The 17,212-nt window shown below is 56.3% G+C and carries 13 protein-coding genes and 3 pseudogenes; 4 read left to right on the forward strand and 12 right to left on the reverse strand.

What is annotated here, in order from left to right:
- Positions 1–5: 5 nt before the first annotated feature.
- Both ACVWXD_RS09585 and ACVWXD_RS09590 read left to right on the forward strand, forming a co-directional pair.
- Positions 6–761, forward strand: a pseudogene (locus ACVWXD_RS09585) (MCP four helix bundle domain-containing protein); the annotation flags it as partial.
- 132 nt (positions 762–893) lie between these two features.
- Positions 894–1,619: a methyl-accepting chemotaxis protein gene (locus ACVWXD_RS09590; RefSeq protein ID WP_371260729.1), complete on the forward strand. Its 726-nt coding sequence runs from the start codon at positions 894–896 to the stop codon at positions 1,617–1,619.
- Positions 1,620–1,711: 92 nt separating this feature from the next.
- On the opposite strand, the gene ACVWXD_RS09595 is transcribed toward ACVWXD_RS09590, so the two are convergent.
- Together ACVWXD_RS09595 and ACVWXD_RS09600 are read right to left on the reverse strand one after the other, a co-directional pair.
- Positions 1,712–2,197 (reverse strand): DUF4019 domain-containing protein, encoded by a 486-nt coding sequence (locus ACVWXD_RS09595; RefSeq protein ID WP_457370897.1) that lies wholly within the window; start codon positions 2,195–2,197, stop codon positions 1,712–1,714.
- 1,985 nt (positions 2,198–4,182) lie between these two features.
- The gene (locus ACVWXD_RS09600) at positions 4,183–4,464 is read right to left on the reverse strand and encodes a helix-turn-helix domain-containing protein (RefSeq protein ID WP_236437519.1); all 282 of its coding nucleotides are present in this window, start codon (positions 4,462–4,464) and stop codon (positions 4,183–4,185) included.
- A 1,672-nt stretch (positions 4,465–6,136) separates the two neighbouring features.
- Between ACVWXD_RS09600 and ACVWXD_RS09605 the strand changes: the two genes are divergently transcribed.
- Entirely contained in the window at positions 6,137–6,412 is a 276-nt protein-coding gene (locus ACVWXD_RS09605; protein ID WP_065890972.1) for a BPSL0761 family protein, read from the forward strand.
- A pseudogene (locus tag ACVWXD_RS09610) lies at positions 6,409–6,531 on the forward strand (NAD-dependent deacylase); the annotation flags it as partial. The gene ACVWXD_RS09605 and the pseudogene ACVWXD_RS09610, both read left to right, overlap by 4 nt.
- Here ACVWXD_RS09610 and ACVWXD_RS09615 read toward each other — a convergent pair.
- The 10 genes and pseudogenes from ACVWXD_RS09615 to ACVWXD_RS09660 all read right to left on the reverse strand — a co-directional run bounded on the left by ACVWXD_RS09615 (position 6,521) and on the right by ACVWXD_RS09660 (position 17,097).
- Positions 6,521–6,697, reverse strand: coding sequence for a hypothetical protein (locus ACVWXD_RS09615; RefSeq protein ID WP_236437520.1), 177 nt, complete (start codon positions 6,695–6,697; stop codon positions 6,521–6,523). The pseudogene ACVWXD_RS09610 and the gene ACVWXD_RS09615 sit on opposite strands and share 11 nt — an antisense overlap.
- Before the next feature lie 317 nt (positions 6,698–7,014).
- Positions 7,015–8,407: pseudogene (cycA, locus tag ACVWXD_RS09620) on the reverse strand (D-serine/D-alanine/glycine transporter).
- Positions 8,408–8,452: 45 nt separating this feature from the next.
- A complete protein-coding gene (gene cydB / locus ACVWXD_RS09625) occupies positions 8,453–9,460 on the reverse strand; it encodes a cytochrome d ubiquinol oxidase subunit II (RefSeq protein ID WP_457370898.1) in 1,008 nt (335 codons plus the stop codon).
- A 3-nt stretch (positions 9,461–9,463) separates the two neighbouring features.
- Positions 9,464–10,864: a cytochrome ubiquinol oxidase subunit I gene (locus ACVWXD_RS09630; protein ID WP_457370899.1), complete on the reverse strand. Its 1,401-nt coding sequence runs from the start codon at positions 10,862–10,864 to the stop codon at positions 9,464–9,466.
- Positions 10,865–10,888: 24 nt separating this feature from the next.
- The gene (locus ACVWXD_RS09635) at positions 10,889–11,392 is read right to left on the reverse strand and encodes a DUF934 domain-containing protein (protein WP_457370900.1); all 504 of its coding nucleotides are present in this window, start codon (positions 11,390–11,392) and stop codon (positions 10,889–10,891) included.
- Positions 11,389–13,062, reverse strand: coding sequence for a nitrite/sulfite reductase (locus ACVWXD_RS09640; RefSeq protein ID WP_457371581.1), 1,674 nt, complete (start codon positions 13,060–13,062; stop codon positions 11,389–11,391). Before ACVWXD_RS09640 ends, ACVWXD_RS09635 begins: the two co-directional genes overlap by 4 nt.
- A gap of 226 nt (positions 13,063–13,288) precedes the next feature.
- Positions 13,289–14,137, reverse strand: coding sequence for an alpha/beta fold hydrolase (locus ACVWXD_RS09645; protein ID WP_236437526.1), 849 nt, complete (start codon positions 14,135–14,137; stop codon positions 13,289–13,291).
- Positions 14,138–14,149: 12 nt separating this feature from the next.
- Positions 14,150–15,442: an NAD(P)/FAD-dependent oxidoreductase gene (locus tag ACVWXD_RS09650; protein WP_457370901.1), complete on the reverse strand. Its 1,293-nt coding sequence runs from the start codon at positions 15,440–15,442 to the stop codon at positions 14,150–14,152.
- Between the two features lie 57 nt (positions 15,443–15,499).
- Positions 15,500–15,922 carry a RidA family protein gene (locus ACVWXD_RS09655; RefSeq protein ID WP_012724249.1) on the reverse strand — a complete coding sequence of 141 codons (423 nt, stop codon included), beginning with the start codon at positions 15,920–15,922 and terminating at the stop codon, positions 15,500–15,502.
- Between the two features lie 35 nt (positions 15,923–15,957).
- Positions 15,958–17,097, reverse strand: a complete 1,140-nt coding sequence (locus tag ACVWXD_RS09660) for a tyramine oxidase subunit B (protein ID WP_457370902.1) — start codon at positions 17,095–17,097, stop codon at positions 15,958–15,960.
- Positions 17,098–17,212: the final 115 nt, after the last annotated feature.

Below are 17,212 nucleotides of genomic sequence, written 5' to 3' on the forward strand. Positions count from 1 at the left end.
CCCGCATGACGATCAAACTACGCTTGATGCTGTTGATAGCGACCGGGTTGCTTACCGCCCTGGTCATGAGCCTGGCCAGTTACCTGGGCAACACGCGGATGGGCGAGGCTGTGCAGGCCAACGAGGTCGCCATGACGGTACTGCGCAACCACATGGAAGCCGACATGATGCACGACGCCCTGCGCGCCGACGTGTTGTCGGCCATGTTGGTGGGCTTGGGGAAAAGCGCCAGTACCAAGGCCGAGGTGACGAGTTCGATCAAGGAACATTCAGAGCACTTCCGGGAGGTGCTGGGGGACAATCTCAAGTTGCCCCTGGATGACAGCCTTAAAGCCAGTCTGGAAAAAATCAAACCCAGCCTCGATACCTATATAAGCGCCGGCGAACGTATCGTCGCGCTGGCGTTGGAAAATCCCGAAGCCGCTCGCGCAGAACTGGAGAGTTTCAACACTGCGTTCAGCCGTCTGGAAGACCAAATGGCGGCGCTGAGTGAGCTGATCGAAACCAATACCCAGCAGACCGGCGCTAGCACTCAGCACGCAATCAGTAATGCGAACTTCACCCTGGGCACGGTGTTGATTGCCAGCGTATTGCTGCTGTTGGCTCAGGGCCGCTGGGTCATCCTGAGCATCATGGGGCCGCTGCAGACCGCCAGCCGCATTGCGGCGAGTATCGCCAGGGGCAACTTGAGCGAGCCGATTGTCGAACCTAAGCGCAATGATGAAGCAGGCGCGCTGATTCTCAGCCTTGCCACCATGCAGCGCGACTTGCGCGGCATGATCGAAGTGGTGCGCAGCAACGCTCATGGCGTCAATGGCATGAGCGAGCAACTGAGCCACGGTTGCCATGAAGTCGCCGGCAGCAGCCAGCAGCAAAGCGCTGCCGCCAGCACCATGGCCGCTGCTGCGAGTGAAATGACGGCGAGCATCGAAGAAATCACCCGCCACGCCGGCCGCGCCCTGGACATGGCCAATCAGGCTGAAGCCTTGGCCAAGGACGGCGGTCGCGTCATTCACCAAGTGGTCAAGGACATGGACGGTATTGCCCGTTCAGCCCAGCAATCGGCTCAGGTGATCCGCACGCTGGACAAGGAGTCCGAGGCGATTTTCAGCATTATCCAAGTCATCAAAGGCATCGCCGACCAGACCAACTTATTAGCCCTCAACGCCGCGATTGAGGCTGCCCGCGCGGGAGAACAAGGCAGGGGATTTGCGGTGGTCGCCGATGAAGTGCGCAGCCTGGCGGGTCGCACCAGCGCTTCGACCCAGGAAATTGCCAGCATGGTCGGACGCATCCAGCAAAATACTCGGGAAGCGGTGACCAGCATGGAGGAGGGCGTCACTCAAGTGGATAAAGGCATGGCGGTGACCGCAGAAGTAGAACGGGCAATCCGCGAGATTCTACAGGCCACGTTGAACACCACGGAGTTGGTGAACGACATTTCGCGCACCATCGGGGAACAAAGCCTGGCCAGCAATGAAATCTCCCATCAGGTGGAGATGATCGCTGGCATGTCGGAAAACAACAGCCGCGTGATCGGGCAAACTGCCTCAACTACGGATGAACTGGCCAATCTAGCAGGCAAACTGTCGCAATCTGTGGACCGTTTTCAGCTCTAACAGGGGTAGCGTAGGAATGACTCATATATAACTCAACTAAATATCTATTTAGTTGAGTTATATCATTATCAAATAATCGGGGCAGTGCCAGGCTAGGGGGATTTCTTAGTACCTTCACCGAAAACAATCCTCTTATGGACGAAATACCCGACGATTCCCCAGTGCTTGTCGTCGTCGCGCATGATCACTTTCTCTTGAACAGAGGTCGTGGAAAACATCGAGGCAAACTCGATCACCGCATAATTTCCGGCAGGCGCGTCAGGTAGCTGATCGATAAAACCAATCGCAACAGGTTCGCGCCTTTGGAATGAACCCAGCCCCAGTCGCAGGCCTTTGAGGCTACTGGCCCACATCAACTTAGAGGTTTTGGCTTGCAGCACGGGACTGACTGCGGGCCAAGTCATTTCGGCTGTGCCCGCATCAAGTAACCCCAAAAATCCCACAGCTGTATCGAAAACACGCTGTTGCTGTTGCGGCGTGCCAGGATCGGTTGCAGTGACATTAGGCGTGTTGTTGAAGCTGACGTCGCAGCCACCAAGCATCGCGAGTATGAACACCATGACTGCAATCGACTTCATGCAAAACCTCCAAGGCACTGACATCCGTTGGGACGAGTAAAGATGACGCTTAAGGGGGTTGCCATCAGCTAGGCGGAAAATGCTGGGGTGGTGTGTGAATTCTGCAGGCCTACGGCTGGCATCCAGAAACATATGGTTACGCATAATGTATATTATGTTAAACAGGATGTTACGTAGAGATGCTCATCAGCCATATACCCCTCAACGTCTACTGTCCCTTTCCCAATTGTTGAATGGCGTCCATCAGGCATCAGTCAATTTCCAAAAAATGCCGATGCGATCGCCAAGCTGCAGGCTGTCACCGCTTCCAGCCGTCCATTTGTCAGCGTCTGGTACTGCCAACGATATTTTGCCTGGTTGGCACGTAGCTAGAGTACTCGGAAGCAATTTTTGGTCTGGAACACGAAGTAATCGTTAGAACTAACGCGTTTTACACAAGACCAACAACTTGCTTCCAGGCTTTGGGCTGCACATCCTGCGCTGATGTCGTAGCTCACACCGCACCAACTTTTTCCTTCAGCGCTCATACAGATTCGTTTCTTTCCTTCCTCTCAAACTCGAGACCAATCTTTTACTTCCTAGACACACCCAGCTTCCGATAATTACTAACAAATGGAACGACCTTGGATTTTATCGGGTTTTCTCATAATCAACGTCCAACCCCTTCAAGACTTGGGGTGCATGAGAGAATGCCTGTGATGGTCCAGAACGTGTGCTTCGGAATGCATGGCCGGACTCCGCATCAGTTCTTTCCTTACTAAAAGCTCATACGCGTTCTTTCTCATTGCTTCCATATTTAATACCGCATTGAACAAATTACTTCCGCACCCAGTATCACGAGGAAATCGTAAATGAAATATTTGACAGATAATAAGTACCCAAATCCGTGGAACCTCCACAGGTTCGGGGTTTACTTGCCTGTGAACAGCTTGTTCGATGATCTTGTAATTCCTACACTGTATGTCCCATCAGGTCATCGTAACTAAGATATGGATCTGACACGAAAATCTCTGTACTACCCTTCGCTGGTGTTGAGGGGCGTCTCATGATGGTGAGAGCTACGGGCTACATATGAAGCATGGATAGGTGATCTCCCCTTTGGGACTCGTGACGATCATTTGCCGGCGACATCGAGAATCCTCGGTCCGTCAGCAGCACCTTCAACATGTGCGAAAATCGTGTAAGAACAGCCATTTATTTCCTTGCTGAGGGCTGACGACTGCCCTCCTCCTTAGGCCCAATTTCCGCCTTTGAGGATTGGCGGAAATTCGAGAGCTGGCGCGCGCCCCTTCGCCTGGAAGACTTGGGTCGCAGAGGGTCTTATATAGTTGATCTAAGCACCTTGAATCCCAGCTGTAACAGCACAGTCCGAACCTTGTCTTCGAGCTTTTTCACCGACGAAATCAATATGTGCTGTAGCCTGGAACTCGCCACATACGCGAACCGCGCAACTTATGATCCGCGATCCCTCAACCGGTCCTTCCAATGAAGACCGGTGAGGCGCGGACTTTTGGAAAGAAACCACACTTTGCCCACTTACTCGCACGGTCACAGGTGTGAGACCCTGCTTTCGCGAGCTATCAGGTTCACACCTCTCAGGGCGCCCAGCTCCTGCAGTAGTTCTGCAGGTACGAAGGGCTGATCCGGTAGCGGTCGGACGGCCAGCTTCGCACTGCGCACGCAGGCCGACCAGGTCTGATCGGAGTTGCCAGCACCATTGGCGACCATGAACTCAGGCTCTCATGGATAGATATCCGCCAGGCAAGCCTGGACTCCATCAGAATGAGGCAATGCGGGGCAGCCCTTATGAACTCCAGCTTAAGCTAGTTGGCTGGCCACTTTGCAAACGTCTTCTGCGTATCCTTGAAGTCTTTAGGACCGTCCGTGCTCGCGCTGATGCACGCGACTTCCAGTAGTTCGACTCCTTAGGCTGCTGTGTGGCTCCTCTCTTCTACCCCCCCCAAAAATATGACCCCAACCGCCTCTCACTTAGAAGCCGCTTCCATTTCTTCCTGCACCTGTCTGATCAGGGAGGCTAGATTAATGGTTGGGTCGAGGATCAGGAAAGTCTCGATTATCAGAGTGAGAGGATGAACACCAGTGCGCTCGGCCAATGCAGCTGCTTTGTCAATGGTAACGTTTTTCAGCCCGCGCTCTAGCGTGCTGATATAGGTCCTACTGCTGATATCGTGGAAATCTTCCTGCGTTAAGCCCCGACGAACCCGGGCATTTCGAAGCGCAATCCCGAACGCCTTCTTCACTTCCATGACCGTTCCTCGCAAAAGGAACGATGAAGCCTTTTTGCTCACTATAGGACTACAATCTATAGTGTTCATTTCGGTAGAATTGCGTTGAGTCGACGCCAACCTGCAAGGGAAATTTCTTGGGGCTGCCGCGGGCCTTTTTTCTATCCACCGCAAGCAGTGCATTTTCCAAAACCGATGCCTTCTACCAGTCAGGGTGCCCTAATTGATTTTTGTTTATGACCCAGCTCAGCGTGAGGTACGGAATTGGACTCACGGCGAAATGGAGGGACTATGCTTTGTTGCCACTATCATCTCCCTGCACACGGGCCAGACCAATCGTGCGGCCATACTCAACTGTGCTTACGAATTACAGTACTACCTAGCTGCAGTCACGGACGTAGAGGTTAGACATGTTCACATGATGTGCCCACCGTCCATCAGCGGTCGCACCCACTGGACTTTAGAGGAGCTAGAGAGCGTTACCGTCTTCAACGGCATCTCTACTGATCAAAGCGCGGTCGTTTACCGAACTGCTTCAGCCAGTTACAAACTGGGTGACCTGGATCTTCGTCGGAAAAAGAAATCACGGGTGCTGTATTGCCCCAGGCACCTTCAACAACAGAACTTTCAGCTATCAGAGAACTATTCGGCAGCATCCAATACCCAGCTTTTTGGACCCTTAGGGAGACAGTAAAAATATAAGCTTCCACCAACCGCTCTATGAGTACTTTGCATGTTCAGGCCTGCTGGCCGCTACAGGCCAGCCAATACAGGTGAGCTTGCGATACCGTTGTAGTCACCGCTGGTGCAACGACTCCGACCTGAATGACCTACTCGGCTACTGCGCTGACTAGACAGCGCTGGCTGAATAACCGCATGGATACCAAACATGGAGATGATGTGGTTTCACGGAGCACTCGTTCGCATCAGACTTCGCCAGGCGGTCGAATGCGATTCAAGCACCGATCTGTATCGGATTTGACCACAGCGCTTCCAGAGTGAGGAAATTTCTCCAACGCACAACAACCCTGCCGCGCACCGCGTGTTCGGCAAATCAAGACGAGTTACTCGCTTTCTGCGTTGGAGATAGTCTCCAGCAGTGCTTGATGAACCTAGTATTACTATGACTTTTGAAACTCAAAAGGCGGGAGAATGAAGGGTAGACGAAAAGTAAAGACACTCAAGTGGAAAATGAAAGCAGATTTTGAAGGGCATGCTCAGGCCTTGCTTCGGAACAGATCTGATAAACAGAACAGGTTTCTGGACCGCGCCCTGTTAGACGGATGCGAACTAGAACCAGTTGGCAGGCTCGCCGGCTCATCCACGCATCTAGGGATAACGCTTCAGTAAGAAATACCATGGATCTTTTGACTCTCACTAAGTCAATGGATGTTTTCAAACACGTAACCTTGGACCGCTGATGGTGGGCGATGTTTGCTATTTGTGAGGTTTCGTTGGGTTCACTTGGGGCATGGCTAACGTGTTCTGCACAGGAATCCGTTGCGCAGCATAAAGCCGGATTGATTTCGTCCAAGCACTCACGCATGGGGGCTTTAGTCTAAGGAACCGAGTAGCATGATCTCTGTTTGGCCGATACGGCACGTCGAATAACTGTAGGTCAAGACACAATGGGAAGCACTCGCCAAGCGTGAGCACCTAACTACGGCAGCACGAGGACTAAGAGGGCCTAAACATGACCATGCCGATTGAACGTACCCGGGCAGTCATCCAAACGGGGGAGTTTCTGCTCGAGCTCTCCCAAGACTTATCGATGCCAGAAAGGGTACGCCGTGACGCCAAATTCCTCCTGCGTCACTATCCATCTCAGTTTCAGGTGCTGCTGGCAGGACGGATTGAAGAAGCGTCAGATACTGACGTGTCCCCGATGGGCCCAGTCTTCAGCTCCGCAATCGATAGCAGCTACCACACCCCGTTCATTTGCGCTGCAGCCGACAAAGCTTCCAGGTGACATGCTGGGATCGCGCCGTCAAAGCCGTGACTGCCGCGCTAAAGGTTGTGTTTTTTACCGGCGCCGGAATGTCTGCTGAAAGTGGAATTCCGACTTTCCGCGACAAGCTCACAGGCCTTTGAGAAAGGTACGAGCCTGAGCGGTTGGAAACGGCCCAGGCTTTCCGAACATTTTCTCGCTATTTCTGTTGGCTCTGCCGAGAAGCTTAAGCCCTTGCTTTTTGAGCTCCGTGACTGCGTCTAGAACCTGGTCAGAGGTAACGTTGTTGATTTTGGCATCTGCCATGTGTGCACCCTCCCCTCAGAATTGAATCCTATCAAGTCAGGATTACCAATCTCTAATCATCTTCGAATCTATCAAGCATAAATGATCAGAGCACTCGGTCTTAGCAAGAAGCCTGGCTGGGTGGGACAGAACGGTAATTTCCCAGAGGGCCACCGCAAAATTCAGGTCCAAGAAAATACGCTAGATCTGTTCGGAAGCGCCCCTCATCCCCATTACCGAATGTCGAATAAGCGGCGGCCTTTTTTATGTCTCGCTCTTCAGTGATGCGCTTGAGCTCCGCTCGCAGACGACGCAGTTGGAATTGCAGTGACGGAACACTAGCTGAGATGAATTGTGCCGCGGCGATTGATCATCATGGTATATGCCAACCCCAGTAACAAAAACCACCCCGGTGCCAGAAACAATGCCTGTCGTGTATCGTCCTTGAGCGAAAGCAGCACCAGAATCGCCGCAAAAAAGCCCAGCGTTACACAGCACATCAGCCGCCCTCCCGGCATCCGGTATCGGGAAGCCACATGCAACGCCGGGTGCGTTTTTCGGTAGGCCAGGTAGGACAGCAAGATGATCGACCAGACAAACATGAACAGTAATGCGGACAGCGTGGTGATCAGTGTGAATGCTTGCATCAGATCAGGAACCAGGTAAATCAGCATCGCGCCCAGCAGTAGGCACAAGCAGGAAAACAATAAGCCGTTAGACGGTACGGCGCGCTTGGACAAACGCTGAAAAGCACGGGGGGCGTCACCCTCCGAGGCCAAACCGAAGAGCATGCGGCTGGTGGAGAACACGCCACTGTTGGCCGATGATGCTGCAGATGACAGCACCACAAAATTGATCCACGCCGCCGCAGCCGGGAAGCCCACGATCAAAAACAGTTCGACGAACGGACTCTTGTCCGCGACCACGTCCCGCCAAGGTGTCACCACCATGATGGTGGCGAGCGCGAGCACATAGAAGATGATGATACGCACAGGAATCGAATTGATTGCGCGCGGTAGCGTCATCCTTGGGTTGTGGGTCTCGGCGGCAGCCGTGCCTACTAACTCGATGCCGACGAAGGCAAAGATCGATATCTGGAAGCCCGCGAAAAAACCCGTCCAGCCATGGGGGAACATTCCCCCGTCATTCCATAGATTGTTCAGGTTCACCCTGCCCGCCTCGGTCAGCGATTCCGGGTTGGCCAGCAGGTACCCGCCGACTGCTACCAGTCCCGCAATTGCCATTAACTTGATCATGGCAAACCAGAATTCAATCTCGCCGAACAGCTTCACCGTGATCAGATTAAGCACCAACAGTAGCCCCACACATAAGAGGGCTGGCAGCCATTGCGGAAGTTCAGGGAACCAGAACTGCGTATACGCAGAGACTGCAATCACATCCGCGATACCGGTCACAATCCAGCACAACCAATACGTCCACCCTGTGAAAAAAACCGGCCCACGGCCCCAACAGATCCGCCGCGAAGTCGATAAAGGACTTGTACTCAAGGTTGGACAGCAACACCTCGCCCATCGCCCGCATGACGAAAAACAGCATGAAGCCAATGATCATGTACACAAACAGGATCGACGGCCCCGCCAGGCTGATACTTTTTCCGGAGCCCATGAACAGCCCCGTGCCGATAGCCCCGCCAAGGGCAATCAGTTGGATGTGGCGGTTGGACAAGCTGCGTTTGAGATCGCCATGACCTTGTTCTGCTGAGTCTTTCATGTGGGGTTCCGGACATCTGCCAGGTTAAAATCGCCTGCGTTTTGATTAGTGATAACCGTCTTCGGCGCGCACTTTGCCCCGGAAGACGTAGTAACTCCAGAAGGTGTAGCCCAGGATGAACGGCAGAATGAATAACGCCCCGACCAACATGAAGCCCTGGCTCTGTGGCGGCGATGACGCCTCAATGATCGAGATCGACGGCGGGATGATGTTGGGCCACAAGCTGATGCCTAAACCGCTGTAACCGAGAAACACTAACGCCAATGTCAGCAAAAACGGTGCGTAATGCGCCCCGCTCGCTACCGTGCGCAACAGGTAAAACAGCACCACTGCCACCAGCACAGGCACCGGCAAAAACCACAACATGTTCGGCAGGCTGAACCAGCGCGCGGCAATGTCAGCGTGGGCCAACGGGGTCCAGATACTCACGGCTACCAGCACCGCCAACAGCACCAGGGCCAACGGGCGGGCCAACCGATGCATCTGGGCTTGCAGCCGGCCTTCGGTCTTCATGATCAGCCAGGTGCAACCCAGCAACGCGTAAGCGACGACCAGGCCCGCGCCACAGAACAGGCTGAACGGGGTCAGCCAATCGGATGCGCCGCCTGCATAGTTACGATCGACTACGGTGAACCCGTCGATGAAGGCGCCCAGCGCAACACCCTGGAAGAATGTTGCCACCAGCGAACCGCCAATAAAGGCTTTGTCCCAAAGGTGTTGCTTTTGCTTGCTCGCCTTGAAACGAAATTCAAAGGCCACACCCCGGAAAATCAAACCGACCAGCATCAAAACCAACGGCAGGTACAGGGCTGACAGCACGACCGCATAGGCCAGCGGAAAAGCGCCGAACAGGGCGGCACCGCCCAGCACCAGCCAGGTTTCGTTGCCGTCCCATACGGGGGCTACGGTGTTCATCATCACGTCACGGTCGCGTTCAGCCGGCACAAATGGGAAAAGAATCCCGATGCCCAGGTCGAAGCCATCCATGACCACATACATCATCACCCCGAAAATAATGATGATTGCCCAAATAAGCGGCAAGTCGATACCCATGATTCAATTTTCCTCGTCGGCGGCCGAAAGCGGCCGGGCCGGTGTGCGAGTCTGGCCTGGGCCACCCGCTAACGAATGCTCTGCGTGAGGCTGTGGGCCCTTGCGTACCAGGCGCATCATGTAGCCGATCCCGGTGCCGAACAGCGCAAAGTACACGACGACAAACATTACCAACGTGAACGTGAGTTGCTGCACCGAATGGTGCGAAGCAGCGTCTGCGGTGCGCATCACCCCGTACACGACCCAAGGCTGACGCCCTACCTCGGTGGTGATCCAGCCTGCCAGCATGGCGATCAACCCGGACGGCCCCATGAACAGCGCGAGATACAGGAAGGGGCGGCATTCATAGAGCGTGCAACGCTTGCGCAGCCACAGGCTCCAGAGCCCCAGCGCGATCATCAGCATGCCCAGCCCTGCCATGATGCGGAACGACCAGAACACGATGGTCGAATTCGGTCGGTCCTCAGGTGCGAACGACTTGAGCGCGGGAATCTGGCGATCCAGGCTGTGAGTCAGAATCAGACTCCCCAGGTAAGGAACTTCGAGACTGAAGCGCGTTTTTTCGGCCGCCATGTCTGGCCAGCCGAACAGGATCAAGGGCGTCGGCTCATCGTTGGTGTTTTCCCAATGCCCCTCGATGGCGGCAATTTTCGCCGGCTGATATTCCAGCGTATTCAGCCCGTGCATATCGCCAATCACCGCCTGCAAGGGCGCGACGATCAACGCCATCCACATCGCCATCGAGAGCATGCGACGCACCGCAGGGTTGTCGCGTTTTTTCAACAGGTGCCAGGCCCCCGAAGCCCCGACGAAGAACGCCGTGGCCACAAACGCGGCGGTAGCCATGTGGGCCAACCGGTAGGGGAAAGACGGATTGAAAATCACCGCCAGCCAGTCGGTGGGCACGACCTGGCCATTGACGATTTCGTAGCCCTGGGGCGTCTGCATCCAGCTGTTGGACGCCAGGATCCAGAACGTGGAAATGATCGTGCCCAGCGCCACCATACACGTGGAGAAGAAGTGCAAGCCGCGCCCAACACGGTTCCAGCCAAACAACATGACACCCAGGAAGCCGGCTTCCAAAAAGAACGCCGTCAGCACTTCATACGTCAATAATGGCCCGGTGATCGACCCGGCAAACTGCGAGAAACCGCTCCAGTTGGTACCGAACTCGTAGGCCATCACCAAGCCTGAGACGACGCCCATACCGAAGTTCACCGCAAAGATCTTCGACCAGAAATGGTATAAATCGCGGTAAGTGCCATCGCGGCTCCTGAGCCACAGGCCTTCGAGCACTGCCAGGAAACTGGCCAAGCCAATGGTGATGGCCGGAAAGATGATGTGAAACGAAACAGTGAATGCGAATTGCATTCGGGCGAGGTCAATCGCCGATAGATTGAGCATGGCAACCTCAAGTTGGAGAGTTAATCAGCGACGTCGAAACAACGGCCGCGGCTCGATAACGGAGCGTCCGTACAGCACGCTCATACCGCTCAGTCCCTTGAGTGCGTCTTCGGCGGATTTGTCTTCGCGTATGGCAAAACTGGTGAAGCCGCATTGGCGCATGTGGCTGAGCTGGTCGCGTAACACGTCGCCAATCGCGCGCAACTCCCCTTCCCAACCCATGCGGGTTCGCAGCAGATAGGCCTGACTGTATGCGCGGCCATCGCGAAAGCTGGGGAAGTCGAGAGCGATCAACGGCAACACATACAACCGGGACGCCAGATCTTCCAATTCATCGTCCGGGCCTAACCAGACGCCGTGCAGGCTCATACGGTGCGGCGGTTCTACACACTGTTTCTCAAGCCAGCGTTTGAATGGGAGGATCAACGGGCCTGGCGGCAGCTCACCGTCATGCTCACGGATCAATGTCCAGTGATCCTGCAAGGCCAGATGAGCGCCGTTTTCATCGAGTTTGAGCAAGTTCTTCATACCAACGCCTCCAGCCTGCTCGGGTACACGCGTTCTTTGAACGGCTCTAGACCTATGCGGTTGAACGTATCGATAAATTGTTCGTCGACCTGGCGGTGGTCCACAAACGTGTGGACCACCGTTTCGATCACACCAGGGATCTGCTCGGCGCTGAACGACGGCCCTATCACCTTGCCCAGGGCGGCGGCCTTGCCTTGGGAGCCACCCAAGGTGATCTGGTACCACTCCTGCCCGTTTTTATCGACCCCCAGAATCCCGATATTGCCGATATGATGATGGCCGCAGGCGTTCATGCAGCCCGAAATGTTCAAGCTGAAATCGCCAAGGTCGTGCAGGAAGTCAAGGTCGGCGAAACGCGCCTGGATCGCCGCCGTGATCGGCAACGAGCGTGCATTGGCCAGCGCACAGAAATCACCGCCCGGACACGCAATAATGTCAGTCAACAAACCGGCGTTGGCGACGCCGAGTCCGTGTTCGCTTGCCAGCGTCCAGAGCGCCAGCAGGTCGGTTTTGCGGATATCGGGCAGAATCAGGTTTTGTTCGTGGGCAATGCGAATTTCACCAAACCCAAACCTATCGGCCCAGTCGGCGACCGCTTCCATCTGTGCGCTAGTGAGGTCGCCAGGCGGAGTGTCGGCGCCCGGTTTGGTCGATAACACAACACTGACGTAGCCCGGAACTTTATGCGCTTGGGTGTTGCGCGCGACCCAACGGGCAAAGTCGGCAGACGCCATCAACTGCGTGCCGAAGTCCAGTGAATCGTCAGGCTGCGGCGCATAGTCAGGAGAGACGAACGCATCGGCGACGCGCTGGTATTCGGCGGCTGTCAATTGTGCCGGGCCGTCCCTGAGATGCTGCCACTCCTGCTCGACCTCCGTTGCAAACGCTTCAATACCCAGGGCTTTGACCAGGATCTTGATGCGTGCCTTGTACTTGTTGTCACGTCGGCCATGGCGATTGTAGACCCGTAAAACCGCCTCTACGTAGGACAGCAAATGCTCCCAGGGCAGGTCTTCACGAATCTGCTGCGACAGAATCGGCGTACGCCCTAGGCCACCACCGACCATGACGCGCAGGCGTTTCTCGCCGGCGGCATTGGCATACAGATACAAACCGATGTCATGCATCATGATGGCGGCGCGATCCTGCTCTGCTGAACAAATGGCGATCTTGAATTTGCGCGGCAGGTATAGGAACTCTGGATTGATCGTTGACCATTGGCGCAGAATTTCAGCCAACGGCCGGGGATCTATCAACTCGTCGGCGGCAACGCCCGCGAAGGCTTCAGTTGTGATATTGCGCACACAGTTGCCTGAGGTTTGGATCGCATGCATATCCACGTCGGCCAGGCGCTGCAGAATATCCGGGACCTGGTGCAATTCGATCCAGTTGTATTGCAAGTTCTGCCGAGTGGTGAAATGGCCGTAGTCGCGATCAAAATCCCGGGCGATGTGCGCCAGGGTGCGCAACTGGTGCGAGGCGAGCGTACCGTAGGGAATCGCGACCCGTAGCATGTAGGCATGCTTTTGCATGTACAGGCCGTTTTGCAGGCGCAGCGGCAGGAACTCCTCCTCAGTCAGTTCACCAGCCTGAAAGCGTTCCACTTGATCACGAAATTGCGCTACGCGCTCATGCACGACGGCACGGTCATATTCGTCGTATTGGTACATCGTCATAGGCCTCATCAGCGCCTGCCCTCTTTACGGGGCAGATTCGATGATGGTGACTATCCTCCGATGCTGATCCGGGAAACAGATTCACATAATTAATAAAAAAGCAGATCAGATGAGATAAAACTCCTTCATCAATGCCTCTAAAACAAAGATCTGATCTGTTTTTTATATCGACTCAATCAACAGTCGTTTAAATATATTCAGTGCTCAAGCGCTTTGATTGTCACTGAACTGCCTGCGTCAGACTGCTTAGAAAGTCTGCGACCAAGCGATTGAACACTTCGCCTTGATCGTCATGAACATAGTGACTGGCATCTGCCACTTCCACGGCTTGGACCTGCGGGTTGCTGGCGCACATGGCCTGCAGCGTGGCAGGTGGTAGAAAATCCGAGCGGCCACCGCGAATGAACAGGCTTGGGCAATCCAATGAGCGCACCGCCGGCCACAAATCAGTGGGTTCGATACTCAGTCGTGCCACGGCAATTCCTTGCTGATCATGGCGCCAGCCAATCACGCCGTCGCGTTCTTGCATCGAGTGCGCCAGCCTGGATGCCAGGCCTTGCTCTGACAGGCCTGGGCGTGACGCCTTCCAGAAGGCACGGGCGGTGTCCCAGCTGTCGAACTGCAACGGCGTCTGGCCCATCTCGCGACGAATACGCGCCGCGCCATCGCCCTGTGTTGAAGACCCGGGACCGATATCCTCGATCAACAAGCCTATCAAGCGTCCCGGGTGTTGCCGTGCATACTCGAGCGCGTTGGCGCCACCCAATGAGTGCCCGAGCAAGACAAAACGCTGAAGGCCGACATGGGCGATCAAATCCTCAAGGTCCTCGACATAGGATTGAGTGTGATAGCTGGAAGGTTCAGCCCAGTCGCTCAACCCACGGCCGCGCTGGTCCAGGGCAAAGATGCAGTAGCCCTCCCCCAGGGCCTGCACCAGCGACTCCCAGGTCTGTGCATAGGCGCGCAAGCCATGCAATAGCACCAACGGCACGCCGGTCGGCGCGCCCCAGCGCAAATAGTGCAGGCGCAAGCCCGAACGATTGGTGAAGAAACAGCTGTCAGCAGGCATGGCCTTGCTCCTTTAGAAACGGTCGAAGCGGTAAGGGCTTGGGTCAATGATCGGCGTATGCCCACTGACCAGGTCCGCCGCGAGATGGCCTGCCGCCGGCGACGTACCGAACCCGTGCCCCGAGAAGCCGGTGGCCACGGTCAGCCCCGGGATTTGCGCAACCGGCCCGATGACCGGATTGGAGTCCGGTGTTACATCGATAGTGCCCGCCCAGGCGTGGGCAATCCGCGCTTGTTCAAACACCGGCCAGGCGGCAATCAGGTTGTTCATCGCGTCGCCGTTGAGCCGTGGATTGGCCGCCGGATCCTGCACCCTGACGCGCTCGAACGGGCTCACGCTATCGGCGCGCCAACGCCGTGCCAGCGCCAAGTCATGGATAAACGGCTTGCCCAGCGACACGTTCAGCACGCTGCGTTGCGCACGGAACTGCGGCATGTATTGCTTGGCGAGCAACAGGTGGTCGAGGGTCAGGAAGGCATCCAACTTACCGCGTTGAGTAATGATGAAACCGCCGTCCTTATGCTTGCGAAACGAAAAGTCCGGCGCGCCGACAGCAATCTCCGTCGGCCCGTCCATGGGGTGGGTGCGCAGCACCGAGCAGGTCAACGGCAGCGTCGGCAACGACACCCCGAGGTTGCCCAGAAAGCGCCGTGACCACATGCCCCCCGCGAGCAAGACGTGATCGCAGCGAATTTCGCCTTTTTCCGTGACCACGCCACTGACCGCACCGGCAGCCATCTGCAACGTACGCACCGCGCACTGCTCAATTATCACCACACCCAAGGCCATGGCCGCCTTGGCAATCGCGCTGCTGGCCAGCGTCGGTTCGGCACGCGCATCGGATGGCGTAAAGATGCCGCCGGCCCACTGCCCCACGCCGCCGGGTACCAGCGCGTCAATCTCACGCTTGCTGAGCAGGCGCGAATCCAGCGACAAATGCTCCACCGACTTGAGCCAGTTTTCGTGCATGGCCATTTGCGCCGAGGTACGCCCGACAAACATGATGCCTTCTTGGCGATACCCCACATCCGCCCCTACCCGCTCAGGCATCTGCGCCCACAAGCGGTCAGCGGCGAGGGCCAGCGGGATGTCAGCGGCGTGGCGGCTGGTCTTGCGCACCCAGCCCAGGTTGCGGGAGGACTGCTCGGCGGCGATCCGGCCTTTCTCCACGACCACCACCGAGATGTTGCGCTCGGCCAGGGTCAGCGCAGCCGTCAGGCCAATGATCCCGCCGCCAATGATGACGACGGAGGTGGCGCGGGGAAACACGGTGGAGGTTGTCACGGGCGCTATTGTCGGTGCCATGGTCAAGACTCGGTAAGCGAATAAGAACGGCCACACCTGCGCGCGGCCGCGTGACGATTATTGCGACAGGCGAATGACCTCGACCTGCGCCTTCGACGCATTGCGATACGCTGTCACTTCCAACTCTACCTTGTAGACCGTCGAGCCCAGGGGTGGACAGGTGACGGTGCTGGCCGGATCGACGCCGCGAAACTTTTCACCGATCAGGCCCATCACGGCCGGCACATCCTTGGGGTCCTGGATAAAGACCCGCGAACACACCACATCGGCCAGGCTCGCATCGACGACTTTCAGGGCCGACTCGATGTTGGCAAACACCTGGTGTGTCTGCTCCAGGACATCTTCCGGGATCAGCTTGGTCTGCGGGTTGCGGCCAGCGGTGTTGGACACGTAGATCCAGTTGTCCACCACCACCAGGCGCGAATAGCTGGCCTGGTCTTCGAACGGCGAACCGGTCTTGAGCTTGATGATTTTTGTCATGTCGAATACCTCGTCAGGTTGAAGAAAGGTGTGGCTCAGCGCAGCTCCGGGGTTTCCCACAGGTTCAAGGTCACGCCGATGCCTTGCTTGACGGCGTTGCGGTACACCACCGTGCCCCAGGCCACGTCTTCGACGGGCATGCCACCCACCGACATGATGATGATTTCTTCATCGTTCCTGCGGCCAGGCGCGGCCCCGGCGATGATCTTGCCGATGTCCTCGACGTCTTCGAGCTGCATCTTGCCTTCGGCAATCATGTCCATGAAGCGCACGCCAATCACCGGCACATTGTGGTGCGCGGGCTTGGGCAATTCTTCGAACCAGGCCTGGTAGAGACCGGTGTTATCGAGCACCTTGCGTACGTCAGGCTGCTCCATTCCCGCGTCGAGCGAGCAAGACGCCGGCATCGCGAGAAAGGCACCTGGCTTGACCCACTCACGCCGCACAATTGGGTAGATCGAGGGGTCGCCGGTGGCACCAGAGCTACAATAAGTAACAAGGTCCGAGTCGCGGACCACCGCTTCGAGGGTGTCGACCACGTCTATCGTGGTGATCTGCGGATAAGTGTGTTCGACCCACGCGATAAAGTCGTCGAGGCTCTTCTGGCCACGGCCCTTGATCTTCAATGTGTCGATATGCGGGCACACAGCGATGAAAGCCGCCAAGGTGGTCTTGCCCATGACGCCAGGCCCCAGCAGGCCGACGACTTTCGAGTCCTTGCGCGCCAGGTGGCGTGCACCCACGCCGGGAATCGCACCGGTGCGATACGCCGACAGCAGGTTGGCCGACATATGGGCCAACGGCGCGCCGGTGTCGGGGTCGTTCAGGGTGAACATCAGGATGGAGCGCGGCAGGCCTTTTTCGCGGTTGGCGATGTTGGAGCCGTACCATTTCACCCCGGCGGTGCAGAAACTGCCGCCCAGGTAGGCCGGCATGGCCATCATGCGCCGATCAGCCGTGGGCTTGGGCATGTTCGGAAACGGCGAATCCTGCGGAAAAATCACCATCGCGCCATGGGAATCGTTGTTCGGGCCGGCCATGCGGTAGTCACCGGCGTACAGCAAGCCGAACATCTCCTCCATGGTATTCACACAGGCCAGCATGTCGGTCACACCCGCGCGGATCATGTCCTGCTCGGAGAGGTAGATGAAGTCGATTTTTGTAGTTGTAGACATAGTTATTCTCGGGCTGAAGGTGATATCACTGCGATAGGCGCAGCTCCACGCTGTCGAGACCGAGTATCAGCCGGTGGGTATCGGCGGTATTGTAAATTTCGGACATGCCGCTCAC

The organism is Pseudomonas sp. TE3911 (assembly GCF_054062775.1).

Bases quoted from the DNA above. Each gene is read 5' to 3' on its own strand.
- ACVWXD_RS09615 (WP_236437520.1), bottom strand. From the start codon at position 6,697: ATGGCAGATGCCAAAATCAACAACGTTACCTCTGACCAGGTTCTAGAC.
- ACVWXD_RS09660 (WP_457370902.1), bottom strand. From the start codon at position 17,097: ATGTCTACAACTACAAAAATCGACTTCATCTACCTCTCCGAGCAGGAC.
- ACVWXD_RS09650 (WP_457370901.1), bottom strand. From the start codon at position 15,442: ATGGCACCGACAATAGCGCCCGTGACAACCTCCACCGTGTTTCCCCGC.
- cydB (WP_457370898.1), bottom strand. From the start codon at position 9,460: ATGGGTATCGACTTGCCGCTTATTTGGGCAATCATCATTATTTTCGGG.
- ACVWXD_RS09640 (WP_457371581.1), bottom strand. From the start codon at position 13,062: ATGTACCAATACGACGAATATGACCGTGCCGTCGTGCATGAGCGCGTA.
- ACVWXD_RS09645 (WP_236437526.1), bottom strand. From the start codon at position 14,137: ATGCCTGCTGACAGCTGTTTCTTCACCAATCGTTCGGGCTTGCGCCTG.
- ACVWXD_RS09590 (WP_371260729.1), top strand. From the start codon at position 894: ATGGCCGCTGCTGCGAGTGAAATGACGGCGAGCATCGAAGAAATCACC.
- ACVWXD_RS09605 (WP_065890972.1), top strand. From the start codon at position 6,137: ATGACCATGCCGATTGAACGTACCCGGGCAGTCATCCAAACGGGGGAG.
- ACVWXD_RS09630 (WP_457370899.1), bottom strand. From the start codon at position 10,864: ATGCTCAATCTATCGGCGATTGACCTCGCCCGAATGCAATTCGCATTC.
- ACVWXD_RS09600 (WP_236437519.1), bottom strand. From the start codon at position 4,464: ATGGAAGTGAAGAAGGCGTTCGGGATTGCGCTTCGAAATGCCCGGGTT.
- ACVWXD_RS09635 (WP_457370900.1), bottom strand. From the start codon at position 11,392: ATGAAGAACTTGCTCAAACTCGATGAAAACGGCGCTCATCTGGCCTTG.
- ACVWXD_RS09595 (WP_457370897.1), bottom strand. From the start codon at position 2,197: ATGAAGTCGATTGCAGTCATGGTGTTCATACTCGCGATGCTTGGTGGC.
- ACVWXD_RS09655 (WP_012724249.1), bottom strand. From the start codon at position 15,922: ATGACAAAAATCATCAAGCTCAAGACCGGTTCGCCGTTCGAAGACCAG.